The 23,035-nt window shown below is 70.3% G+C and carries 18 protein-coding genes; 7 read left to right on the top strand and 11 right to left on the bottom strand.

Annotated features, from left to right (window positions below):
• Positions 1–49: 49 nt before the first annotated feature.
• On the bottom strand, positions 50–2,506 hold the full coding sequence (locus KY661_RS16305) for a DEAD/DEAH box helicase (protein WP_225411071.1): 2,457 nt from the start codon (positions 2,504–2,506) through the stop codon (positions 50–52).
• Positions 2,507–2,574: 68 nt separating this feature from the next.
• Between KY661_RS16305 and KY661_RS16300 the strand changes: the two genes are divergently transcribed.
• A complete protein-coding gene (locus KY661_RS16300) occupies positions 2,575–3,675 on the top strand; it encodes a sigma-70 family RNA polymerase sigma factor (protein WP_225411070.1) in 1,101 nt (366 codons plus the stop codon).
• Positions 3,676–3,694: 19 nt separating this feature from the next.
• Here the strand turns inward: KY661_RS16300 and KY661_RS16295 are convergent, their stop codons facing one another.
• The 4 genes from KY661_RS16295 to KY661_RS37285 all read right to left on the bottom strand — a co-directional run bounded on the left by KY661_RS16295 (position 3,695) and on the right by KY661_RS37285 (position 7,832).
• Entirely contained in the window at positions 3,695–5,254 is a 1,560-nt protein-coding gene (locus KY661_RS16295) for a beta-ketoacyl synthase N-terminal-like domain-containing protein (protein WP_225411069.1), read from the bottom strand.
• Between the two features lie 33 nt (positions 5,255–5,287).
• A complete protein-coding gene (locus tag KY661_RS16290) occupies positions 5,288–6,808 on the bottom strand; it encodes a DUF6250 domain-containing protein (RefSeq protein WP_225411068.1) in 1,521 nt (506 codons plus the stop codon).
• A gap of 90 nt (positions 6,809–6,898) precedes the next feature.
• Positions 6,899–7,612, bottom strand: coding sequence for a hypothetical protein (locus KY661_RS16285; protein WP_225411067.1), 714 nt, complete (start codon positions 7,610–7,612; stop codon positions 6,899–6,901).
• 1 nt (position 7,613) lies between these two features.
• Entirely contained in the window at positions 7,614–7,832 is a 219-nt protein-coding gene (locus tag KY661_RS37285) for a molecular chaperone DnaJ (RefSeq protein ID WP_263437078.1), read from the bottom strand.
• A 103-nt stretch (positions 7,833–7,935) separates the two neighbouring features.
• Here KY661_RS37285 and KY661_RS16275 point away from each other — a divergent pair, with 103 nt between their 5' ends.
• Together KY661_RS16275 and KY661_RS16270 are read left to right on the top strand one after the other, a co-directional pair.
• A complete protein-coding gene (locus KY661_RS16275) occupies positions 7,936–8,694 on the top strand; it encodes a DUF4159 domain-containing protein (protein ID WP_225411066.1) in 759 nt (252 codons plus the stop codon).
• Positions 8,695–8,727: 33 nt separating this feature from the next.
• On the top strand, positions 8,728–11,010 hold the full coding sequence (locus KY661_RS16270; RefSeq protein WP_225411065.1) for a glutamine amidotransferase: 2,283 nt from the start codon (positions 8,728–8,730) through the stop codon (positions 11,008–11,010).
• Here the strand turns inward: KY661_RS16270 and KY661_RS16265 are convergent.
• From KY661_RS16265 to KY661_RS16255, 3 genes are all read right to left on the bottom strand, one after another.
• Entirely contained in the window at positions 11,007–11,399 is a 393-nt protein-coding gene (locus tag KY661_RS16265; RefSeq protein ID WP_225411064.1) for a VOC family protein, read from the bottom strand. The two genes, KY661_RS16270 and KY661_RS16265, sit on opposite strands and share 4 nt — an antisense overlap.
• A 289-nt stretch (positions 11,400–11,688) precedes the next feature.
• On the bottom strand, positions 11,689–12,801 hold the full coding sequence (locus tag KY661_RS16260; protein WP_225411063.1) for a S1 family peptidase: 1,113 nt from the start codon (positions 12,799–12,801) through the stop codon (positions 11,689–11,691).
• Positions 12,802–12,927: 126 nt separating this feature from the next.
• Entirely contained in the window at positions 12,928–14,511 is a 1,584-nt protein-coding gene (locus KY661_RS16255) for an HsdM family class I SAM-dependent methyltransferase (protein ID WP_225411062.1), read from the bottom strand.
• Between the two features lie 67 nt (positions 14,512–14,578).
• Here KY661_RS16255 and KY661_RS16250 point away from each other — a divergent pair, with 67 nt between their 5' ends.
• Positions 14,579–16,648, top strand: coding sequence for a neutral/alkaline ceramidase (locus KY661_RS16250; protein WP_225411150.1), 2,070 nt, complete (start codon positions 14,579–14,581; stop codon positions 16,646–16,648).
• Positions 16,649–16,652: 4 nt separating this feature from the next.
• Positions 16,653–18,185, top strand: coding sequence for a GspE/PulE family protein (locus tag KY661_RS16245; protein WP_225411061.1), 1,533 nt, complete (start codon positions 16,653–16,655; stop codon positions 18,183–18,185).
• 8 nt (positions 18,186–18,193) lie between these two features.
• Here KY661_RS16245 and KY661_RS16240 read toward each other — a convergent pair whose 3' ends face one another.
• Both KY661_RS16240 and KY661_RS16235 read right to left on the bottom strand, forming a co-directional pair.
• Positions 18,194–19,150 (bottom strand): zinc ribbon domain-containing protein, encoded by a 957-nt coding sequence (locus KY661_RS16240; RefSeq protein ID WP_225411060.1) that lies wholly within the window; start codon positions 19,148–19,150, stop codon positions 18,194–18,196.
• Between the two features lie 4 nt (positions 19,151–19,154).
• Positions 19,155–20,051 carry a hypothetical protein gene (locus KY661_RS16235; RefSeq protein ID WP_225411059.1) on the bottom strand — a complete coding sequence of 299 codons (897 nt, stop codon included), beginning with the start codon at positions 20,049–20,051 and terminating at the stop codon, positions 19,155–19,157.
• 47 nt (positions 20,052–20,098) lie between these two features.
• On the opposite strand from KY661_RS16235, the gene KY661_RS16230 reads away from it, so the two are divergent.
• Positions 20,099–21,280, top strand: a complete 1,182-nt coding sequence (locus tag KY661_RS16230) for a GNAT family N-acetyltransferase (RefSeq protein ID WP_225411058.1) — start codon at positions 20,099–20,101, stop codon at positions 21,278–21,280.
• A gap of 23 nt (positions 21,281–21,303) precedes the next feature.
• Positions 21,304–22,167 (top strand): WGR domain-containing protein, encoded by an 864-nt coding sequence (locus KY661_RS16225; protein WP_225411057.1) that lies wholly within the window; start codon positions 21,304–21,306, stop codon positions 22,165–22,167.
• Between the two features lie 10 nt (positions 22,168–22,177).
• Here KY661_RS16225 and KY661_RS16220 read toward each other — a convergent pair whose 3' ends face one another.
• Positions 22,178–22,969: a hypothetical protein gene (locus tag KY661_RS16220; protein ID WP_225411056.1), complete on the bottom strand. Its 792-nt coding sequence runs from the start codon at positions 22,967–22,969 to the stop codon at positions 22,178–22,180.
• Positions 22,970–23,035 lie beyond the last annotated feature (66 nt).

The following is a 23,035-nucleotide window of genomic DNA, read 5'->3' as shown; positions in this document are numbered from 1 at the left end:
GGTGAGGCGGGAGCGAGCCCCGGAGGACCGGGGCTCGCGGGGATGAGCGTCAGCGCTTCTTGGCTCGTTCGAGCTTGAGGGTCTTCTCGCCGTGCTGCTTGCCGTGGGTGGCTTCGAAACCGGCGGCGTCCTCGTCGGCGACGAAGATGTAGGCGTAGGTCTGCCGCAGCTCCACGCGGGCCATCTTGCCCGCCGGAGCCCCTGCGCCCTCGAGCGCGGCGGTGAGGCCCGCGTCATCGAGCCCGTCCTGCTTGCCCAGGTTCACCCACAGGCGGGTCTGCCCAGGCACCTCGGGCGGCTCCTCCCGGCGCTCGCGGCGCCGGTCGTCGCGCGCCCCGCGGGGCCGGTGGCGCTCAAGCTTGAGCGCCTTCTCGCCGTGCAGCTTGCCGTTGAGGCCTTCGAACGCGGGGGCATCCGCCTCCGCCACGTAGGCATAGCCGTAGGTGGGGCGGAGCAGGGCCTTGAGCACCTTGCCGGCCGGGGCTCCCGCGGCCTCCAGCGCCGCGGTGAACTTCGCCTCGTCCAGCCCGTCATCCATGCCCAGGTTGGTCCACAGCTTCACCTCGCCGGGACCGGCGTCGGGCGAAGGGGGCGGACGCGCCGCGCCCTCGGGGCGCTCGCTCCGGGGGCGGCTCTTCTCCACCCGCAGCGTCTTGGTGCCCTGCTGCTTGCCGTTGAGGGTCTCGAAGGCCGCGCAGTCTTCCTCGGCGACGAACACGTAGGCGAACGTGGGGCGCAGCTCCGCGCGCACCACCTTGCCCACGGGGGCGCCCGCGTCTTCCAGCGCCGTGGCGATGCTGCCCGGCCCCAGGCCATCCGCGGTGCCCAGGTTCACCCACAGCTTGGCCTCGCCCGGGCCCGGCTCCAGCGACGCGCCGCCGCCGCTGCCGCCGCTGCTGCCGCCGCTGCCGCGCCGGGGCTCATCCCGGCGAGGAGGACGGGCATGCCGCTCGGCGTGCTCGGTGCGGGGCGCGCGCTCCCGCTCGCTCCGCTCTCCGCGCTCCCGGCCGCGCTCGCGGTCCTTGCGGCCCTCACGCCCTTCGCGTCCCTCCCGGCCTTCGCGTCCCTCGCGCCGGCCCTCGAACTTGCGCTCGGGGGTCTCCCGGCGCTCGGGCTCCTGCGCCGCCTGGGCCTTCTCCATGCGCAGGTGGCTGAAGAAGTACTTGAGCAGGAACGCGACGAGGTCATCGGCGTCCGGGCGCTGCTTGAGCTGGGCGGCCAGGGGCAGGAAGCCCTCGAAGATGGAGCCCGAGGCCCCCTCGCGCAGCTCGCGCACGTGGCGCTCGGTCCACAGGCGCATCGCCTCCTCGGGGGCGGGCATCTCCTGCTGGTCGAACTTGATGCCGTACTTCTTCTCCAGCGTGGTGTACGTGGCCAGCTCGCGGCCGGAGAAGAGGTTGATGGCGGTGCCCTTGTTGCCGATGCGGCCGGTGCGGCCCACGCGGTGCAGGTACACCGCCGGATCCTCGGGCAGCGAGTAGTTGATGACGTACTCCAGCCCGGAGATGTCGATGCCGCGCGCGGCGATGTCCGTGGCCACCATGAAGGCCACTTCCCCGCGCTTCACCTTGCCCATCACCCGCTCGCGCTCCTTCTGCGGCAGGTCCCCGTTGAGCAGCTCCGCGTCGAAGCCGTTGCGGTTGAGCACCGCGGTCACCAGCGCCGTGTCATCCCGCGTGTTGCAGAAGATGATGGCGTTGGGGGGCTCGGTCTTCTCCAGCACGTAGATGAGGTTGCGCGGCTTGGGGAAGGCATCCGACACGTCGTAGCGGATGTGGTGGATGTGCTCGACGGTGAACACGTCGCCGGACAAGAGCAGCGTCTCGGCGTCGGTGGTGTAGCGGGCAATCAGGTTCTGGATGTCCGTGGGCACCGTGGCGCTGAACAGCAGCACCTGCCGGTTCTTCGGAAGCCTGTCGAGGATGCGCGTGACTTCCTCGTAGAAGCCCTGGTTGAGCATCTCGTCGGCTTCGTCCAGCACCGCGTGGTCACACCCGTCCAGCTTCAGGTTGCCACGGCCGATATGGTCGAACACGCGCCCTGGCGTGCCGACGATGATGGGCGTGCCATCCTCCAGCGCGTCCTCCTGCTGCTTCATGGAGGCGCCGCCGTAGATGGCCGCCACCTTCACGCCCTTGTGCTTGCCGAGCTCCCGCAGCTCGTCGGCCACCTGCAGGGCCAGCTCGCGCGTGGGGCACAGGATGAGGGCGCGCACGCGCCGCTCGTCGGCGGGAATCTTCTCCAGCAGGGGCAGTCCGAAAGCGGCCGTCTTGCCCGTGCCCGTCTTGCTGCGGACGATGAGATCCCTGCCCTCCATGACAGGCTTGAAGGCCTTGGCCTGCACGGGGGTGGGGTGGGTATAGCCCCGTTCGGCGATGGCACGCCGGAGGGGTTCAGAGAGATTGAGGTCCTCGAAGCTGACGTCCGCGACGTACTCAGCGGGACGGCCAGGTGCCTCGGTCTCAGGGGTGCCCGATGCGTTCGGGTCTTGCGGAATGTCGCTCATCAGGCATGGGCATAGCCCCTGCATTACCCTCTGGCAACAATCGTGGCACTTTGCTGTATGGAGCCCTCATGGCGAATGGGAGGAAGAGAACCAATGGAACGGCCTCCCGGCCCCGCGCGAAGCGGCCGGGAACCTCCGAACCGCAGGCCGGGGCCCCCCAGGAGGCCGAGGAGCAGGAGGCCGAGGCGGTTGACCCCGAGTCCCTGGAGCCCGCTCCCGAGGAGCTGGAGGAGGTGGACGCCGAGGCCGAGGAGCTGGAGGCGCCCAGGGCCCCTGCCCGGGCCCTGGTTCCCTCCGCGGACGCGGGGGTGGCGCGCAAGGACCCCCTCCAGGCCTACATGGCCGAGGTGACCCGCCACCCCCTGCTCAAGCGGGAGGAGGAATACGCGCTTTCCAAGAATTACCAGCAAACCGGGGATGTGCGGGCGGCCTACCGGCTGGTGGCGTCCAACCTGCGGCTGGTGGTGAAGCTGGCCCACGAGTACCACCGCAACCCGCTGTCCCTGCTGGACTTGGTCCAGGAGGGCAACATCGGGCTGATGCAAGCGGTGAAGAAGTACGATCCGGACCGGGGGGTGAAGCTCAGCTCCTACGCCGCGTGGTGGATTCGCGCCTACATCCTCCGCTACATCATGGACAACTGGAAGATGGTGAAGCTGGGGACGACGGAGGCCCAGCGGAAGCTCTTCTTCAAGCTGCGCCAGGAGCAGGAGAAGCTCATCGCCCAGGGGTTCGAGCCCAGCCCGAAGCTGCTCGCCGAGCGGCTCAACGTCACCGAGCAGGACGTGGTGGAGATGGACCAGCGGCTGGGGCACGACGAGATGTCCATCGACGCGCCGATGGGGGACGAGACGCGGGCCTCGCGCGCCGACCGCCTCCTGCCCTCTTCGGCGGTGGGGGCCGAGGAGCGCCTGGGCAACGAGCAGCTCAAGGAGCTGTTCCGGGAGAAGCTGGCCGAGTTCGCCCAGTCGCTGGAGGGCAAGGAGCGCTACATCTTCGAGCACCGCCTCACCGCCGACGAGCCGCTCACGCTTCAGGACATTGGCGACAAGTACGGGGTGAGCCGCGAGCGGGCCCGGCAGATTGAAGCCGCGCTCATCAACCGGATGCGCGAGTTCATGCGCGAGCGCATCCCGGACTTCGACCTGGTGGCCGTGCCCAAGGGGTGAGCCCGGCCGGGCGCCTGCGTCACCGCCAGGGGCGGGAGATGACGCAGGCGTTGATGCCGCCCACGCCCATGGAGAGCTTGCCGGCGAAGCCCTCGGGGACCGGCGCGCCCTGGTCGTAGACGAAGCGGCTGTGCACCTTGCCGATCTCCCGGTTGAGCTCGCCCTCCCGGAGCGGGGTGGGGAAGAGGCTGCCGCGCGCATAGCCCAGGTACTGGGCCGTCAGCTCCCAGCCGCCGCCCACGGACATGCCGTGGCCGAAGGTGCCCTTGCGGGCGGTGACGAGCACCGACTCGGGGAACAGGCCGCGCAGCGTCTGCACCTCCAGGAAGTCCCCGGGGGTGGCGGTGGCGTGGAGATCCCACGTGCCCATCTGCGCGGGGGTGCAGCCCGCGCGGGAGAGCGCCTCGTGGATGGCCAGGGTGGGGCCCTCCTGCGAGGGGGTGATGATGTGGTCGGCGTCCGCGGAGACGCCCACGGTGAGGGGCTCCATGCCCAGGGGCTTGAAGCCCTTGGCGGTGAAGTGCTCCAGGTCCCCGACGATCCACATCACCGCGCCGCCCGAGATGTGCGTGCCGCGCAGGGCGGTGAGGGGCTTGGAGACGGTGGCATCCGCGGCCACGACGCGGGCGTTGTAGAAGCCGCCCACGGTGAGCGGGTGCGGCGGCGGATCCGCCATGCCCAGCACCACCGCCTTGGCATCGCCCCGGTGGATGGCATCCATGGCCAGCTTCAGCCCGTAGCCAAAGGAGGAGCAGGCGGCCACGGGCGCGAACGTCATGCCGGTGAGCTTGCCCAGCATGGAGATCTGCGCCGCCGGGGCGTTGTGGATGTTCCACAGGAGGTTGGCGGACACCGAGTTCCACGGCGGCTCGGGGGTGCTCCACTTCTTCTGGAGCCGGGCGCTGCGGGTGCGCTTCTCCTTGATGACGGCGAGCTTGGCGGACTCCACGTCCCCTTCCACGCCCAGCCCCTCAATCTCCTTCAGCTCGGCGAGGTACTCGCGCAGCTCCGGGGACTGGCCGGCCCAGTAGTGCCACCAGGCCTCCTCGGCCTCGTCCCGCTCCAGCACGTCCACCGTCTCGGGGGCGGGGGGCAGGCCCGGCCGGGGCTCTTTTGTCTCCTGCCACTGGCGCAGCGCCGCGTTGCGCGCGGGCTCGGCCCAGAACCGGTCCCACCGCCGCTGGGCGCGGTGCAGCGTCAGGGTGATGTCATGGATGGTGGGCAGGTCGCCCAGGCCGGTGCCCACGTAGACGTGGGTGCGGATGCCCAGGGACTGCAGCTCCTGCTCCAGGCCCGGGTTCTGCTTGAGCGCCTGGATGAACGCGCCGATGGCGTACCGGGTGGGCTGGCCGGCCTTCTTCTCGAGCTGCGTGAAGCGGTTGGGGGGAAAGCGCGCGTCGATCCACGGCTTGTACTCGGCGAAGTCGAACGCGGGCATCCCCACGAGGAAGTTGTCCGGGCCGAAGCCGTTGAACGCCGACAGCCAGCTCTCGGCGGATGACAGGTTTCGCTCGAAAGCGTCGATATCCCGGGAGCGAGGAGCCACAACACCCCAGCCGAAGATTCCCACTCTGCGCACGTGCTGTACCTCGAAACCGCCGGACAATGGCTGCTACAGCGGTTGTATCTTCAAATTGTCGAAGGAGACCTTCGTCTTCCAGCCGGAAAATCCGAAATATTGCTGTCGCGGGCCCCGCAGTGGCGCTGGATCCTTTAGAGACAGGAAAGGCTGGCCATCCACGCTCCAGTCGATGGTGTCTCCCCGGCGGGTGAGGGTGAAGTGGTAGCGCTTGCCCGGCTGCACGGCCTTCCCGTCCCGCACGGCCCGGTCCGGGGTGTGCTCATTCTGGCGGGCAATGGCGGACTGGGTGTTTCGCCAGCCCCCGAAGATGAAGACATAGCCGCTGGCGGTGTACTGGAGCCGCAAATCTCCAGAGTAGAAGGACCGGCCATCGCCCCAGGCCTCGACCTTGATGTCGCCGTCGGGATCATCCGTCCAGACGTCGAAGTCGATGGTGGCCTCGGTGGGGATGGGCTGCTTGAGCCAGACGGGCTTGTTGTGGACCAACTGCACGGTCAGTGCCCCGTTCTCCAGCTTCACGGCCGAGGGGTTGGTCACATTCCAGGCGTCCCCCAGGGTGTCCCGGTCGAACGTGTCGGCGAAGGGGCCCGACGGGGGCGGCGGGGGCGGCGGGGGCAGGGCCGCCTCGGCGGCGGAGCCATCCAGCGGGACGATGCGCAGGTTGTCGAAGAAGATCATCGACTCCCAGCCCGACAGGCCGAGCCGGTCATGGCCGGGTCCCTTGAGGGGGAACGGATCATCCAGCTCGAGCAGGGGCTGGCCATCGATGCTCCAGCGCAGCAGGGTGCCCCGCCGCTCCACGCGCCAGCGGTAGACGCGGCCCGCCTGGACGGGGAAGCCCTGGGTCTCCACCCGCACCCGCGTGTCCGGGCGGAACTGGCCCGTAGCCACCAGGTCCGCCGAGGGCAGCTTGCGCTGCTGGGCGAGGCGGGTGGCCTGCCGCTGGAGCGTCGAGAGCGAGGGGGCGTTGAGGTCCTGGCGGGCGATGACCGACAGCGTGTTGTTCCATCCGCCCTGCACCAGCACGTAGCCCGTCGCCGGGGTGATGCCATCCCCGAAGAGCTCCAGGCGGATGTCCCCCTCGGGGTACTCCGCGCGGACGTCGAACTCGAGCGCCACATCGTCCGGCAGCCGGGCCTGAAGCCAGAGCGGGTTGTTCTTGGGGGCGGGGCCGAGCAACTGGCCGTCCTCGACCCGCCAGTAGGCGCCCGTGCTGAAGAAGTCCGTGTCCACCACGGACGGGCTGGAGAAGTCCTGCTGGTAGGGAATCTGGGCGGTGATGCGCGCTTGGCCCCGGAACAGCACGTAGTGCAGCAGGGGCAGCTGGGTCAGCAGGAGCACCGCAGCCAGGAGGGCCCAGCCCCGCCGGGAGAGGCCTTCGGGCTTCAACCAGGCGGCTGGCGCGGCGGGGGTGGGGGCGGTGGAAGGAGAACCGGGCTCCGCGGGAACAGAGGCCTCCGAGGTTTCCATCTTTTCCGGGCTCTGGCCCTGGGCGCTCTCCGAGACCTTTCCAGACTTCTTGTCCTTCTCCTTGCGCCTGGCCTGTCCCATGGGTGTCCTGGGTGAAAGGGCGCGGACTCTACGCGCTGCGGCACGGCAGGTAAAGCGTACCGGTCAGCCACCGTCACCCGGGTTCCACGCCTACTTGGCGCCCCAGCGTTTTTCGAGCGCCTTCTCCTCGGCCTTGCGCAGCTTCAGCCGCTCGCGCTCGGCGCGCAGCCGCTCCGCCTCCTCGGGGGAGGGGCGCACGGCAAGCTGGTACACGCTGCCGGCCAGGGTGAACAACCCCGCGGCGATGATGACGCCCCAGGGCTGGTGGGTCACCGCCTTCACCAGCCCGCCGAACTGGTTCAGCGCCGCCAGCGCCCCGATGACGAGCAGCCAGGCGCCCACCGCCGAGGCGACGATGGTGGCCACCACGCGCTGGAACACGGCGCCGATCAGGCCGGTGATCAACAGGGCGGGCACGAAGCCCAGCAGAAAGTCATTGCGGCCCGCGAGCTGCCCGGCCAGCAACCCCAGGGGAATGCCCACGCCCAGGAAGACGACGACCACGGGGAAGGCGAACCCCAGCAGGGCGAGCACGGCGGCGACGAAGGAGGGAAGCCGGGGTGTCAGCTCCGGGAGGCCCAGCTTGGCGGTGAGCGTGGCGGTCCAGAACAGGCCGATGAGCCCCCCGACGGGGCCCGCCACGGCCCGGAAGGCGCCTCCCCCGCCGAACAGCAGGAGCCCCAGGCCAACCGCGGCACACACGATGCCCACCCACATGGGGAGCAGGCGGTAGATGCTCACCCAGCCTTGGGGGTTGAACGTCTGATACGCCTGGAGCGCTTGGAGGAGTCCGTCCACGCCCATCTTAATAGCGCGAGAGCGCCAGCGTGACGAGCAGCACGAGGAGACCCAGGGCCAGCAAGGCGAACCCGTAGAGGGCCCGGGGCGTCTGGGTCCGGCGCAGCAGCTCCTCGGCCTGGGCCCGGTCTTCCGGAGGGCTGGTGGGGGTGGCCAGGATGCGGTGGGCCTCCCGGCGCGCGCCCGCGACATCCCCGGCCTCCGCCTGCTTCCAGGCCGAACGCATCCCAGCGGAGAGGGGCTCCTCCGGAGGGGTCTGTCCGCCTTTCACCATGGGGGGGCTCTATAGCGGGGAATGCAAGGACGCGTCGACGGTATATAGAGACCCCATGACCGCGCGGCGTGTAACCCGTCGAAACCTCCTGCTCGGCACGGCCGCGCTCGGCACCCTCCTGGCGCGCCGGGCCTCGGCCTTCGGTGAGAAGAGCCGCTTCATTCCGGCCGTGGCCCGGCATGGCGGCACCTGGGACACGCGCCTGTCGGGGCTTCGCCGCATTGCCTGGGAGCTGCAGCGGCGCACCTCCGTGGAGGTGCTGCCCGAGGCGCGCCCCTTCGAGCTGAGCAGCCCCGAGCTCTTCGAGTACCCCTTCCTCTACTTCGGGGGCGAGGGCGGCTTCCCGCCGCTGAAGCCCGCGGAGGTGGAGAACCTCCGGCGCTACCTGACGTTTGGCGGCTTCCTGCTGGCGGATGCCAACGACGGCAGCGACGGGGACGGGTTCGACGCCAGCTTCCGCCGCGAGCTGGCGCGCATCCTGCCGCAGAGCCCCCTGACGGACGTGCCTTCCTCGCACGTTGTCTTCAAGAGCTTCTTCCTGCTGGACGCGGCGCCCGGCCGGTTCCTCCACAAGCCGCAGATGATGGCCGCCACGCTCGGCAAGCGCGCCGCGGTGATGTACTCGCAGAATGACCTGGCCGGGGCCTGGAGCCGCGGCGAGGGCGGCGACTACGAGTTCGACGTCACCCCTGGCGGCGAGCCGCAGCGGGAGCTGGCCATCCGCGTGGGCATCAATCTGCTCATGTATGCCCTCTGCCTGGATTACAAGGACGATGCCGTCCACCTTCCTCTCATCCTCAACAAGCGGCGCTGACCTCGGGACCCCTGGCCCCGTAGGGCGCGATTGATGAACTCACAGACCTTCAACGCCTGGAAATTCGTCAGCCTCTCCCCGTTGCCCCTCTGGGCCCTGGTGCTCCTGGGCGTGGGGCTCGCGCTCGGCATCGCGCTGGCGGCGTGGGGCGTGCGCCGCGAGCCCTCGCGCTGGCGCAAGGTCCTGCTGTGGACGCTGCGGGTGGGGGCGGGGCTCGCGGCCCTCTTCTTCCTGCTGGAGCCGGGCATCCGCAACCTCCAGGTGGCCCGGATGAAGAACCGGGTGGCGGTGCTGGTGGACCGCTCGGCCTCCATGGGCTTCCCGGTGGAGCCCGGCGGCCCCACGCGCTCGGCGCAGGTGGCCTCCTTCCTGGAGCGGGCCGCCCCGCAGCTCGCCGCGCTGCAGGACCGCTTCACGGTGGAGCTGTACGGGGTGGACCCGGAGCTGGCCCCCGTGACGCCCGCCACGCTCGCCAGCGAGCCGCCGCGCGCGGGCACCACGGACTTGCTGTCGGCGCTGCGGGCCGCGGGGGCGGGCTCCCAGGGCGCGCGCAAGCTCTCCGGCGTGCTGCTCTTCAGCGACGGGGCGGACAACGCGGAGCTGTCCGCGGGCGTGGTGGGGCGGGCCCGCTCGGCGCTGGCGGACCTGGGCGTGCCGGTGTCCACCTTCACCGTGGGCCAGGAGGCGCTCAAGGACCTGTCCATCGAAGGGCTGAAGGTGGATGACTTCGCCTTCGTGCGCAACTCGCTCACCGTGGAGGTGGAGATCCACGGCCGGGGCTTCTCCGGCAAGGACATCCCCGTGGTGCTCAGCCAGGAGGGCAAGACGGTGGCGAGCAAGTCGGTGCGCTTCGGCTCGCAGGACGACATGAAGCCGGTGGCCTTCACCTTCACCCCGGACCAGACGGGGCGCTTCGTCTACACCGTCACGGTGCCCACCTTCCCGGACGAGGCGGTGAGCGACAACAACACCCGCTCCTTCACCCTGAAGGTCATCCGGGACCGGGTGCGCGTGCTGCTCGTCGTCGGGCGGCCCTCGTGGGACGAGCGCTTCCTGCGCGGGCTGCTGCGCCAGGACGCCAACGTGGACATGGTGTCCTTCTACATCCTGCGCACGCAGACGGATGAGACGGGGGTGGTGAACCCCGAGCGCGAGCTGTCGCTGATTCCCTTCCCCATGGAGGAGATCTTCGACACGAAGCTGGCCACGTTCGACGTCGTCATCTTCCAGAACTTCGGCCACGTGGATCCGCAGCTGTCCATCGCGGGCTTCGAGCGCAACCTGGAGCAGTACGTCCACAACGGCGGCGCGTTCGTGATGATTGGCGGCGACAGCGTGCTGGGCGAGGGCCGCGCGATGATGCCCACGCTGATGGAGGCGCTGCCCGTGGAGGCCGCGGGCCCGGCGAACCCCGAGCTCTTCAAGGCCCGGCTGACGCCCGAGGGGCTGCGCCACCCGGTGACGGCGCTGGGCAGCGGGGCCTCCAGCACCGAGAGCGCGTGGGCGGAGCTGCCGCCCATGGCGGGCATCAACTCCACGCGGGCCCGGCAGGGGGCGACGGTGCTGCTCGACCACCCCTTCCACACGGTGGACGGGAAGAACGCGCCGCTGGTGGCGGTGTGGGACTACGGCCGGGGCCGGGCGCTGACGCTGGCCTCGGACGCGAGCTGGTACTGGGCGTTCACGGCGCACCGGGAGGGCTCGCCCAACCGCGCGTATGACCGCTTCTGGAGCAACGCGCTGCGCTGGCTGGTGAGGGACCCGGACCTGACGACGCTGCGGGTCTCCGCGGATCCTCCGTCCGTGGAGCCGGGCAAGCCGGTGGGCGTGGTCATCTCGGCGCGGACCTCGGACTACCAGCCCGCGCAGGATGCGCAGGTCCGGGTGGAGCTGTTCTCGGTGGCCACGCAGAAGCCGGTGGCGGTGCAGACGGGCACCGCGGGGGCCGACGGCGTGGTGCGGCTGGAGTTCCCGCCGCCCGAGCCGGGGCCGTACAAGCTGCTGGCCACGGCCAAGAAGGGCGAGACGGACCTGGGCAAGGGCGAGGACGCCGTGGCGGTGCGGGCGGTGGGCCCGGAGCTGTCGGATGCCTCGGTGCGCCCGGCGCTGATGGAGCAGATCGCCAAGGTGACGGGGGGCAAGTCCTACCGCCTGCCCCTGGACAGCCTGCCGGAGATGCCGCTGTTGGATCCGCCGGTGGTGGAGGTGGGCCGCGCGAAGGACCAGCCCCTGTGGGACCGGTGGTACTACCTGGTGGCGCTGGTGGCACTGCTGGGCGCCGAGTGGTTCGCCCGGCGCCGGTTCGGCTACGTCTAGGTGGGCGTGTGGCCCCACTCGTTCGCGTGGGGCCCGAGCTTTCCGTCGCGCTGGGGCCGCACCACGCAGAAGCGCTGGCCGGTGGGCGCCTCCATGACCCACCAGCGCTTGATGAACTCCACCCGCTTGGCGCCAAGCGCCTCGAGGCGCTTCACCTCCGCCTCGATGTCGTCCGTCTCGATGTCCAGGTGGACCCGGCTCGGGTGGTCCACCTTCTGGACGAGGACGGTGGGCTCATCCGGCTCCATCTTCAGGTCCGCGTAATGGGGGCTTTCGGGATCCTTGGGGCCAATGGGCCTGCCCAGGGCCTGGCTCCAGAAGCGGGCCGCGGTGTCGAAGTCCTCCGTCTTGCAGTCGATGACGATGCCAACCAAACGGCTGCGGTGCATGGTTCCTCCTTGGAGAAGCCGGGGACCATAGCCCCGCCTTTTTCCGCTCCAGGCCGTGGCGTCACCGCCACTGTGTCCTAGCGCGCAGTTGCTCCAGGGGAGAGCTTCGCCATGCGCCCATCATGCGGGCGGGGGAGGTGGGGCTGAAGCGGGCGGAGTTCCCGGAGCGGTCAACCCGTCGGAACTCGAACACCCACGGCCCAGGCGGCGGTGCGGCGGTAGAAACGGCGAACGGGCGCCAGGGCTGGCGGAAGAGGCGGCCAGCCCAGGCGCCCGTCGCGGGCTGCGATTAGCGGGTCAGGCTCAGGCCGTAGGCGCTGAGGATCTCACCGACCGGCTGGAAGTACGTGGTGCCGCCGGAGGAGCAGTTGCCGGAGCCACCGGACGTCACGCCCTGGGCCTGGGTGCCGGACATCCACGAGCCGCCCGAGTCACCCGGCTCCGCGCAGACGTTGGTGCGGGTCAGGCCGGAGACGGAGCCCTGCGAGTAGTTGACGGTGGCGTTCTTGGCCTGGACGGTGCCGCAGTACACGCCCGTCGTGGAGCCGGAGCGGCAGATCGACGCGCCCACCGCGGCGGACGTGGAGCCCGCGACGCGCGAGCTGATGCCGGCCACCTTGTTGGTCGAGGTCCAGTTCGAGGTGGCCTTCACCCACGCGTAGTCGTTGCCGGGGAAGGACGAGGCCTGGAAGGTGCCCGCGCCGCCGCTGCCGCCCGTGGCGGAGTTGCCCGCCTTGCCGCAGTGGCCCGCGGTCACGAAGCCGCCAGCGGTCACGGCGAAGCCGACGGAGCAGCGGCCGGCGCTGTTAATATAGTAGGCAGCTCCACCGATGATCTCGGCCAGCGGGCGGGGGGCCTCGGCCGACTCCACGATGCGGATCGCGGCCTTCTTCTCCCCAGCCAGGGCGGCAAAGCCCTGGGCCTTCCACTGCGACATGCCCGGCGCGGCCTCGATCACCACGCTGTTGGTGCGCTCATCGACGTACCAGGCGTGGATGGACTTGTCGGCGCTCCAGGCGTTGCCGTCCAGGGCGGCCTTGATCTCCTCGAGCTGCTCCATGGAGTGGGTGACCATCTGGGGCTCGGCGCCGGCGCTGCGTACCAGGGCCGCGTCGGCCTCGTTGGTGACGCCGACGATGAGCTGCAGGCCGTCCTTGCTCAGCCACGAGCCGCCGAAGCGGTTGCTCAGCTCACCCTTGAGGGACTTCTCGATGCCCGGGACCGCCGCCTCGAACGCCAGCCGGCGCTGAACTTGCGCCTCGCTGAGCCCGAAGTCCTTCTGCATCTGCGACACCATGTCGGGGTGAACGGAAATCTCGGAAGGAGCGGCGAAGCCTTGGGCCGTAGCCAGTCCTGCAACCAGAGCCGTAACCGTGGACAGCGCGTTGAGCTTGCGAGTCATGGAGTGCTACCTCGGGGGATGAGGCGGGTTGAGTTGTGAATGAACCCGGGTTTTCCCGGGCTCGCTCACAAGACGGATTCTTAGCTCTTAAGCGTCAAGACCGTCAAGACCTGTAAATCTGTTAAATTAAGTTTTATTATCATGTAAAGAGGCCAGGGGGACGGGCAGGACGCGAGAGGCGCCGAAGACGGGGGCCCAGACTTGCTGGACCTGAGGGCCGTTGAGGAAGCGCACCAGCTCGCGGAAGGCGGGAAGGGGGCCTCCGAGCCGCTCCGCCCAGGCGAGGCCTCGCGGGGAGAGGTTGGGGACGAGGGGACCCAGGGCCTGCACGGAGGACACATCGCGGGTGACGTCGAGCCCTTCCTCTCGGATGCGCTGGGGCACCCAGAGGGGCGCGAAGCGGGCGTGGCGGTGGTCGTGCACGCAGCCCTCCTCTTCCAGGAGGGCCGAGGAGAGCGGCAGCTCGCGCACGTTGAAGAGCAGCTTTACCGCGCCGCGGTGGGGATCATACGGCCCGCGCAGCCGGTGGTCCCCGCGGGGAATGAGGCGCCGGTCCAGGTAGCAGAAGGCACGGGCCTCGGGCGGAATCGCGCCCCGGTGGCGGGCGCCGGCGTAGCGGAAGAAGGGCCGCACGCAGGCGGGCTCCACGCGGAAGGCGGGGCCGTCCTGGAGGGCGCGCAGCTTGGGCAGCAGCGTGCTGGGGATGCCGTGGGCCTTCATGAAGGCGCGCAGCCCCCGGGGCGGGGTCCGGGCGAAGTGGCGCAGGCGCTCGAGGAGCCGCTCCGGGTCGTCGTCCACGAGCAGCTCGTCGAAGCGCGTCTTCACGCCGGGCAGGCTCACGGGGACCAGCTCGGTGAGGGGCTCGCCTTGCGCCCGCCAGCGCGCGTCGAGCTCCGCCGCCTCGGGGGGCGTGGGGGCCAGCCGCCACTCGGGGGGCGCGGGGGTGAAGGCGGTCTTCCCGGCTCCGCGCTCGAAGAGGATGGGGGCGGCAGGGGCGGGCAGGGAGCTCCAGACGGTGATGCAGGTGCGGACCTGGGTGTTGGCGAACGCGCCCGCGCCCAGATCCACCACCTGGCGGAGCGTCAGCGAGCCCAGCAGGGCCTGGCGCAGCGGGGAATAGAGGAAGGCGTCGAGGAGGGTGGAGGGGGTGATGAAGGCGAGCACCCCGGGGCGGGTGCGGAGCCGGTGCGCGGCGATGAGGAGGAAGAAGGCGAAGTCGTCCCGCAGGCTCGTGCCGGGGGGCAGCGCGAGCGGCAGGAGCGCGCGGAGCCGGGCATAGGTGTCACGGTCCTTCAGCACGGGGGACGTGCCGTTGTAGGGCGGGTTGCCCACCCACAGCTCCCGGTGGGCCCGGGGGATGCGTGCGAGCAATGGCTCCAGGCCGCCCCGCAGGGCATCGCCCACGTGCACCTCGGCCGAAGGCACGCGGGCCTGGCACACCTGGGCAGCCTCCCCGGTGACTTCCAGGCCCAGCAACTGGGCCTTGGGCCTCAAGCGGGCCGCGGCGGACAGGAACGCGCCGGCACCACAGGCGGGGTCCACGATGGACAGGGGGCCGGGGCCCAGGTGGGCCAGGGCAAGCCCCAGCGTGCGCTCCACCAGCGGGGCGGGGGTGTAGTAGGCGCCGAGGAGCCGCCGGTCCAGGCCGGGAAACCGATGGACCAGCGCCTCTTCGTCAACTGCTGGGGGTCCGGAGCGGGCGCGAGGCATCCAGCGGCTCATCCTGGCCAGGGCAGGAGTAGACTGGAAGCGCTTCGAACAGACCGAGGGTGGAATGATGCCAAAGTCAGCGGGTTCCTGGGGGCCCTGGGCGCTGGTGCTCGTACTGGGCGCGTGCAGTCCGGAGGGTGTTTTCGATCGGGCGCCTGACGCCCTCGAGGAGGAGCCGGGGGCGCTGACGGGCGCGTGCGCGGGCAACACCGCGTTCCAGGTGGGCTCGGGCATCTACGACATCACCGGCCCCGCCGCGGAGCTGGGGATGATGGGCTACGCGATGCTCGACCAGAAGACGGCGGGCATTCACCAGCGCCTGCGCGCCCGCGCGTTCGTCATCGCCTCGCCCTGCAACGGCAAGCGCGTGGCCTTCGTCAGCGCGGACGCGGGACAGATCTTCCAGGGCGTGCGGCAGCAGGTGGTGGAGCGCCTGAGGGCGCGCTACGGCAGCCTCTACTCGGAGGAGAACGTGGTGCTCAGCGCCACGCACACCCACAGCGGACCCGGGGGATTTTCGCACTACGCGCTCTACAACCTGACCACCCTGGGGTACGACCGGCAGAACTTCGAGGCCATCGTGGACGGCATCGTCCAGGCCATCGTCCGGGCGCACACGAACCTCGCGCCCGGCAGCCTGCGCATCGCCTCGGGGGACTTGCTCGGCGCCAGCATCAACCGCTCGCCCGAGGCGTACCTGCGCAACCCCGCGGCGGAGCGAAGCCAGAGCCCCTACGACACGGACAAGCGCATGACGCTGCTGCGGCTCCAGGGCGCGGAGGGCGCGGAGGTGGGGCTCCTCAACTGGTTCGCCGTGCACGGCACGTCCATGGGCAACGGCAACCGGCTCATCAGCGGGGACAACAAGGGCTATGCCTCGTACCTCTTCGAGAAGGAGAAGGGCACGGACTACCTCGCCTCGAAGACGTTCGTCGCGGCCTTCGCCCAGAGCAACGAAGGGGATGTGACGCCCAACATCCACGGCGGGACGGACGGCGGCGGGGCCAATGACTTCGAGAGCACGGAGCTGTCGGGCCACAAGCAGTACACCCTGGCGAGGCAGCTCTACGCGGGGGCCACGCAGCCCGTGACGGGCGCGGTGGATTACCGGCATGCCTACGTGAAGATGGACGAAGTCACCGTGGCCCCGAAGTACACGGACGGCCTCCTGCGCACCACGTGTGAGGCGGCCATTGGCGTCTCCATGCTGGCGGGCGCGGAGGATGGGCCGGGCTTCGGCCGCGAGGGGGCCACGTGTGAGCAGACCCACGGGGTGTGGAGCGAGTTCGCCTGCGGGCTCACCACGACGTCCTGTCAGGCGGAGAAGCCCATCGTGCTGGAGATGGGGACGATGGTGCCCTACCCGTGGACGCCAGAGGTGCTCCCGCTGCAGGTGGTGACGCTGGGCAACCTGGCGCTGGTGGCGGTGCCCTTCGAGATGACGACGGTGGCGGGCCGGCGGCTGCGCCAGACCGTCCTGGGGCAGCTCGCGCCCCTGGGCGTGGAGCAGGTGGTGATCGCCGGACTGGCGAACGCCTATGCGGGCTACCTGGTCACGCGCGAGGAGTACGCGAAGCAGGACTACGAAGGGGCCTCCACGCACTTCGGGCCGTGGACGCTGGCCGCGGTGCAGCAGGAGACGGAGCGCCTGGCGGAGGCCCTGCGCCTGGGCGCCCCGGTGCCCCCGGGCCCCACGCCCCGGGACCTGCGCAACGAGCAGACGACCCTGCAGACCGGGGTGGTGTTCGACGACAAGCTGCTGTGGGTGGAGTTCGGGAGCGTCGTGACCCAGGCGAATGCCGCGTACACGCGGGGCCAGACGGTGAGCGTGAAGTTCTGGGGCGGCCACCCGAAGAACAACCTGCGGCGCCAGGGCTCCTTCCTCCAGGTGCAGCGCAAGTCGGGCTCGGCGTGGCTCCCCGTGGCGTACGACTGGGACTGGGAGACGAAGTACCGCTGGGAGCGCAACAACTGCGTGCCCACGCTGGCGTGCTCGCACGTCACCACCGAGTGGACGATCCCCGCCACGGCGCTCCCCGGCACGTACCGCATCCGGCACGACGGGGACTGGAAGTCCGGCTGGGATGGGGCCATTCGCCCCTATACGGGGTACTCCCGAGAGTTTACCGTTCAGTAATCCCATGCCGAACGGCCCCGACGGCTTCGCCGAGCTCTCCCAGTTTCAGCTGGATCGCAACTCCTTGCGGCTTCTTCCCGAGCCCTTCTGCCGCCGCCACCTGGTGGTGGTGCTGGGCAAGGTGGATCCCGAGCAGCCCAACGCCCCGGTGACGGTGGGCATGGTGAAGCCGGACGCCGTGCACCTGGTCCAGCAGATTGGAGACTTGCTGGAGCGGCCCATCCAGCCGGTGCGGCTCAACCGCTACGAGATCGAATCCGCCCTGGAGGCGGGCTTCGGCGCCGGGCCCCGCGTGCTGGCGAATGTCGTCATCCGTCCCGTTCCGCCCTCCAAGTCCCAGCCGTCCGCGGTGGAGCTCGTCAACCACATCCTCACCCTGGCGGTGGACAAGAAGGCCTCGGACATCCACATCGAGAGCTACCCGGGGGATGTGGACCTGCGCCTGCGCATCGACGGCATCCTCCACCAGATGTACACGGACATGGATCCGGAGACGGTCCACGAGGTGGTCAGCCGCATCAAGATCCTCGCGGAGATGGACATCACCGAGCGCCGCAAGCCCCAGGATGGCCGCATCCGCGCCGTCATCGACCGGGGCCTGGAGGACCGGAAGACCATCGACTACCGCGTGAGCGTGGTGCCGAGCCCCACGGGCGAGGACGTCGTCATCCGCATCCTCGACTCGGACGCGGGGCTCGTCCCGGTCGCCAAGCTCGGGATGAACGCGGAGATGCAGCGCGTCTTCCTGCAACTGCTCGTCAACCCCGAGGGGCTCGTGCTCGTGACGGGGCCCACGGGCAGCGGCAAGACGACGACGCTGTATTCGGCCCTGGCGCAGCTCAACGATGGCCGGCGGAAGATCATCACCGCCGAGGACCCCATCGAGTACTACGTCCCCAAGGTCAACCAGAAGCAGGTCAGCCAGCAGATGTCCTACGCCACCCTGCTGCGCGCCTTGCTGCGGCAGGACCCGAACGTGCTCCTGGTGGGCGAGGTGCGTGACCTGGAGACGGGCAGCACCGCCCTCAACGCGGCCCGCACGGGCCACCTCGTGCTGGGCACGCTGCACACCGCGGACGCGGTGGGGGCCATCGGGCGCCTGCGGGGCCTGGAGCTGGACAACACGGACATCGCGGATGCGCTGCTGGCCGTCCTGGCGCAGCGGCTGGCCCGCCGCGTCTGCGAGAAGTGCTCGGTGGAGGATGTGCCCACCGAGGAGCAGAAGGTGCTCTTCGGCTCCCTGCTGGACGGCATCCAGCCGCGCAAGGGGCGGGGGTGTGCCCACTGCCATCACACGGGCTACCGCAGCCGGGTGGGCATCTTCGAGCTGCTTCTGGTGGATCCGGGCATGCAGGATCTCATCGTCGCGGGGGCCCACAACGCGCAGATCCGCAAGTACGCGCGGGAGCACTTCTTCAAGACGATGGTCGATGACGCCCTGGAGAAGATCGCCGCGGGGCTGACCACCCTGGATGAGCTCATCCGCGTGGTGCCCTACCGGCACATCCTCGCGACCCGCGACGAGCGCCAGGGCTGACGCCCGCCTCAGGCGAGCAGGCGCAGCACCAGCGCAACCAGCACCAGCGTGGCGAGAACCGTGAGCACCACCTTCACCCACGAGAGGGGCCTGTCCCCGAAGATGCACGTGGCCTTCTGGCCGTTCACGACGACCCGGTAGAGCTTGTGGCGGTAGCGGTAGGCGAGCACGTAGGCGGGCAGCTCGAGGTGGCCGGTCTTCAGCCCGGACAGCACCACCGCGACATTCAGGTTCCGGTGGCGGCGGCCGGCGAACTCCGTGCGCTCGATGTGCGCGCGGGCCTCGCTCTGCACCGCGGCGAGGATCTGTCTGCGCGCCCCCGAGCGCGTGACGTCGAAGAGCTCCACCTGCGCATCGGAAGGCCCCTGCTGCCCGGGGACGGCCTGGGAGATGTCGTACGCGGTGGACAGCCGGGCGGTCTCCTTCAACGTCAGGCCCCGGGAGGCGGAGACGAGGATGTCGCGGAGGATGAACTGGGACTCGCCGGCATGGGGCGCCCAGTCACTGCGCCGGGCGCCTTCGTGGGTGTCGGCGGTCCAGGTCACCACGGCCTGGGCATCGAACGCCCACGCGGGCCACCACAGTGGCTTCAGGGAGTCGATGGCCGCGGTGCTCGCCAGGTCCGAGGGGCGGAAGAAGCCGCCACTGCCCAGGAACGCCTGCAAGGCCTGCCGGGCCGCCGCCGGATCGACGGTGAAGGGGACGAACCGGTCGGCCTGGTCCACCGGGTCGGCCTGGGTCTCGGTGTGCATGACCGAGGTGCAGTAGGCACACCGGGGCGCCTGGGCCTCCACGGAGTATGCGATCGCGGCCCCACAGGTGCCGCAGCGGGTGACGCGGGCCTTGACCAGACCCTCCGGCCCGCGCTCCCGCTCGGGCGTGGGGAGGGCACAGACGGTGCAGCGGAGATCTTCTGCTTCCAGCGCGCTGTGGCAGCGCCTGCACGGGAACTCGACGGAAGGCATGGGCTCACTTCGAGAAGAGGAGGAACAGGACGCCCAGCACCAGGAGGGCCAGCAACACCGCGGCGAGGACCTTCACCCAGGAGACGGGCACCTTGCCGTGGACGGCGCCCGTCTGGCCGTTGACCAGGAAGCGCAGCGGGGGGGCCTTCGGGTCATGGCGCAGCGCCAGGACCCAGACGGGCAGCAGGCAGACCGACAGCGCCTCGTTGTCGAACTGGGTCGAGAAGGTCAGCTCCCGGTGGGAGTCGCCGGGCATGAAGGCCGCGAGCCGCTGCTTCATGTGGCCGCGGACCTCCTGCCGCGCCAGCTCCAGGCACTGCTCCTGGGAGAGCGAGGGCTCCTCGGCGATCCATCCCGCGATGAGCGCATCGTCATAGCGCCGGAGCTGCCGCAAATCGAACGGCTCCAGGTGTTGGAGCTCGTCGTTGTTCAGGCCCGAGGAGGCCGTGACGAGCACCTCCTGGACGTACTCCGCATGCTGGCCTTGGAGCGGGCGCCACTCGGTGCGGGTGACTTGCCGGGTGCGGGTGACTTGCCGGCCGTTCTCCGTCGCCGTGTACGTCTCCGTCTCCGTGTAGTTCTCGCCGATGGACGCGGAGAACTCGGAGCGCACCAGCACGCTGTAGAGGTAGGCGGGGACGTAGATGCCGCGCAGGGCCTCGACCGAGGCGTTGCGGACGCTGGAGGGGGCCCAGAAGCTGCGCCGCAGGAGGTTCTCCCGCGCCAGCTCCCGGGCCCGCTCGGGAAGCTGCACGAACCCCAGCGCGAACGTGGGCCGGGGCCGGTCTGGCGTGGGGGGACGCTCCACCACCGAGGGGGCCGCGCAGTAAGGGCACGTGGTGGTGCGCAGCGTGGTTTCCACCACGAGCTGGGCGCCACAGGATTGACAGGACAGGTTCACGGTTGGTTTGGAATACTATCGGGGGTTCATCCGAAAGCAGAGGACTCATGGTGACGGACAGGCCTCGGTTTGGCCCCCCGGCAGGGGCGGAAGAGCGCGAAGCGATGGCCAACATCGAGGCGCAGGCGTTCGCGTTCTCCTTTCAGGATGCGCTCGGGTTCCTGGACAAGGCCGGTCTGGAGAACTTCCGGGTGCTGCGGGAGAACGGGCAGGTGGTGGCCATGGCGCTGCCCACTTCCACGGGCCAGTGGTACGGCGGGCGCCGGGTCTCCATGGTGGGGATGGGCGCGGTGGGCGTGGCCCCCCATGCGCGAGGCCGGGGCACGGCCACCCAGTTCATGCGCGAGATCCTCCAGGAACAGCGGGAGGCGGGGATGGCGCTCTCCGTGCTCTTTCCGTCCACCCAGACGCTCTACCGGCGCGTGGGCTACGAGCCCGCGGGCTCCCGGTACGAGATTCGCGTGCAGGTGGAGGGGCTCGCCTTCCGCGAGCGGACCCTGGCGCTGCGGCCGGTGACGGAGGCGGATCAGGCGGCGCTGAAGGACGTCTACCGCCGCCATGCGGCCTCACGGCACGGGTATCTCGACCGCGTGCCGTACCACTGGAACCGGGTTCACAGTCCGCGCAACGAGACCGCCTATGGCTTTCTCGTCGAGGGGGCCCAGGGCGTGGAGGGCTACGTCTACCTCGTGCGCCGGCGCAAGGTGGAGTTCAAGCAGGAGCTGGCGCTCACGGACTTCGTGGCCCTCACCCCGGAGGCGGCGCGGCGGCTGCTGAGCTTCCTGAGCGACCACAAGTCGCTGGCCCTGGAGGCCGTGTGGACGGGCGGGGCCGCGGAGCCGTGGCTCCTCCTGCTCCCGGAGCAGACGTACCAGGTGAAGCTGCTCTACCACTGGATGCTGAGGATCCTGGATGTCCCGGCGGCCCTGGAGGCACGCGGGTATCCCGAGGGCCTCTCCGCGGCCCTGCACCTGGAGGTGGAGGACGAGCTCTTCCCTGGGAACCAGGGGTGCTTCGTGCTCCACGTCTCGGGCGGCCAGGGCCGGGTGGAGCGGGGCGGTGAGGGGCGGCTGCGGCTGAACGTCCGGACGCTCGCGCCGCTCTACACGGGCTTCCTGACGCCGGAGGCGCTGCGCTCGGTGGGCCTGCTCACGGCGGATGAGGCTTCCGTGCGCCAGGCGGCTGCGGTGTTCTCCAGTCCGCCGCCCGTCATGCCGGACATGTTTTGATCATTACCGAGGGAGCAGGAGCCATGCGCAGGTTCGAATTCGTCGAGGGGGCCAGCTCCAAGTTCTGGAGCCCTGAATTGAAGGACACCACCTTCATCGTGACCTACGGCCGGATTGGCACCGCGGGGCAGCGCAAGGAGAAGGTCTTCCCCGACGCGCAGAGCGCGAGCCGGGAGTACGAGCGCAAGGTCGCGGAGAAGCTGCGCGAAGGCTACCGGGAGGTGACGCCAGGCGACGCCCCGCCCCCGCCCGCGCCCGTGGCCACTCCTGCCGCCGAGCCGCGGCCCGTGCTTGCCCCGCGGGTCCGCACGCGGGTGCCAACCGCTCAGCAGGTGGATGGGGCGGCGCAGGCGCTCGCGGCGCTGGAGTCCCAACTGGGCGAACGAAGCTGGCAGGTGGCCCGTCAGGCGCGGCGGGCGCGGCGGGCGCTCCGGCTGCTGGGCGGTGCGGACCCTGCGCCCACGACGCCCGTGCGGCCCGTGCTCGACGCGCTCATGGGCCGCGTGGTGGAGGCGCCGGGCAAGCCCCGGTTGCCCCTGCGGCTGGCCCTGGGGCTGCTGGCGGAGCTGGATGTGGCGGCCTTTGTCCGGGCCACGCAGCAGTGGAAGGGGGCGGTCTCGGCGCCCACGTCTCTGCGCACCGTGACACAAGAGGCGGAGGCGCTGGGAGATCCGGAGCTGGCCCTGCGCCTGGGCGTCCTGCTCACCGAGCGCCCCGAACTGCGTGGCAGCTCCGAGGCGGGGTGGCGGAGCCGGTGGGAGGGGCTCAAGCCCTCCCTGGAGGCCCACCTTCGCGCGGCGGGCGGGAGCCTCCCGGAGCACCTGCGCGCCATCGACGCGGGAGGGGATGCGCACCTCTCGCGCCGGCTGGCCCAGATGCAGGGGTGAGGCGCGGCGGCTACTGCTCGGCGGCCGTGCTCTTGGCGGCGCCGGGCTTGTCGATCTCCTCGGCGGGGTAGGACTTGGCGGCCTCCAGGTAGCGCGAGGCCTGGATGCGCTTGCGGTCCCGGGCCTTGATGGTGTCCGGAATGGCGAGCGTGGGCTCGGCGCCCGAGGCGGCCTCCACGGTGATGCCGTCACAGAAGAGCCAGCGCGTCATTCCCTCTTTGTCCTGGCGCGCGAAGTACAGGTCGCCGCTGCCCACCGCCGTCTTGGCGGTGCACCACGTCTGCTTCGCCGTGGCCTCGCGGGCCGTGGACTCCTCCTGCCACTTGGCCTCGGAGGCGCGCTGGCCGGCGGCGGCCAGGATGGCCGGGGCCTCCTTCATCCGGGCCTTGGCGCGGTCCACCGCGGCGCTCCCCTTCTGGATGAGCTCCGGGTAGGGCGCGTTGCGGCTGAACTTGCACTCGCGCACCACCGCGAGGTTCTTGCGGTGGGTGTCCGCGACCGGCCCCAGCGCCTGGGTGCCCTCGCGCAGGGTGGTGAGCTGCTCCTCGGTGGGCGTGGCCTCGGGCTTGGCCGCCTCATCGGTGCTGGCGGCGAACTGCTCCAGGGCCTGGGTGAGGGTGGTCAGCTCCGCGGCCAGCGGGCGCTCTCCCACGCCGCAGATGGAGCCGCGCACGAGCGCGTAGTCCCGGTATTCGAGCTTGGAGGAGCCCAGGGTGGCTTGCTTCGCGGGGGGCGGCTTCTTCGCCGCGCATCCGGCCAGCGCGGCACACAGCCCCAGGAAAAGGATTCGAGGTGCGCTCATTGTTCCAGGTCCTCGGATTCTGTAGAGGTCGAAAACCCCTGACGGTTCCAGGATGTAGGTTAGACA

The organism is Allostigmatella hybrida (genome assembly GCF_020103775.1).
GTDB lineage: Bacteria > Myxococcota > Myxococcia > Myxococcales > Myxococcaceae > Hyalangium > Hyalangium aurantiaca.
The sequence above is the reverse complement of the archived record's forward strand: the minus strand, read 5'-3'. Positions and strand labels throughout refer to the sequence as shown.

What these genes read in the sequence shown, in the direction of transcription:
- KY661_RS16220 (WP_225411056.1), bottom strand. Translation starts at nt 22,969, where the DNA reads ATGAGCGCACCTCGAATCCTTTTCCTGGGGCTGTGTGCCGCGCTGGCC.
- KY661_RS16245 (WP_225411061.1), top strand. Translation starts at nt 16,653, where the DNA reads ATGCCGAACGGCCCCGACGGCTTCGCCGAGCTCTCCCAGTTTCAGCTG.
- KY661_RS16230 (WP_225411058.1), top strand. Translation starts at nt 20,099, where the DNA reads ATGGTGACGGACAGGCCTCGGTTTGGCCCCCCGGCAGGGGCGGAAGAG.
- KY661_RS16285 (WP_225411067.1), bottom strand. Translation starts at nt 7,612, where the DNA reads ATGGGCGTGGACGGACTCCTCCAAGCGCTCCAGGCGTATCAGACGTTC.
- KY661_RS16225 (WP_225411057.1), top strand. Translation starts at nt 21,304, where the DNA reads ATGCGCAGGTTCGAATTCGTCGAGGGGGCCAGCTCCAAGTTCTGGAGC.
- KY661_RS16260 (WP_225411063.1), bottom strand. Translation starts at nt 12,801, where the DNA reads ATGACTCGCAAGCTCAACGCGCTGTCCACGGTTACGGCTCTGGTTGCA.
- KY661_RS16265 (WP_225411064.1), bottom strand. Translation starts at nt 11,399, where the DNA reads ATGCACCGCAGCCGTTTGGTTGGCATCGTCATCGACTGCAAGACGGAG.
- KY661_RS16300 (WP_225411070.1), top strand. Translation starts at nt 2,575, where the DNA reads ATGGCGAATGGGAGGAAGAGAACCAATGGAACGGCCTCCCGGCCCCGC.
- KY661_RS16255 (WP_225411062.1), bottom strand. Translation starts at nt 14,511, where the DNA reads ATGCCTCGCGCCCGCTCCGGACCCCCAGCAGTTGACGAAGAGGCGCTG.
- KY661_RS16305 (WP_225411071.1), bottom strand. Translation starts at nt 2,506, where the DNA reads ATGAGCGACATTCCGCAAGACCCGAACGCATCGGGCACCCCTGAGACC.
- KY661_RS37285 (WP_263437078.1), bottom strand. Translation starts at nt 7,832, where the DNA reads ATGCGTTCGGCCTGGAAGCAGGCGGAGGCCGGGGATGTCGCGGGCGCG.
- KY661_RS16275 (WP_225411066.1), top strand. Translation starts at nt 7,936, where the DNA reads ATGACCGCGCGGCGTGTAACCCGTCGAAACCTCCTGCTCGGCACGGCC.
- KY661_RS16250 (WP_225411150.1), top strand. Translation starts at nt 14,579, where the DNA reads ATGCCAAAGTCAGCGGGTTCCTGGGGGCCCTGGGCGCTGGTGCTCGTA.
- KY661_RS16270 (WP_225411065.1), top strand. Translation starts at nt 8,728, where the DNA reads ATGAACTCACAGACCTTCAACGCCTGGAAATTCGTCAGCCTCTCCCCG.
- KY661_RS16290 (WP_225411068.1), bottom strand. Translation starts at nt 6,808, where the DNA reads ATGGGACAGGCCAGGCGCAAGGAGAAGGACAAGAAGTCTGGAAAGGTC.
- KY661_RS16240 (WP_225411060.1), bottom strand. Translation starts at nt 19,150, where the DNA reads ATGCCTTCCGTCGAGTTCCCGTGCAGGCGCTGCCACAGCGCGCTGGAA.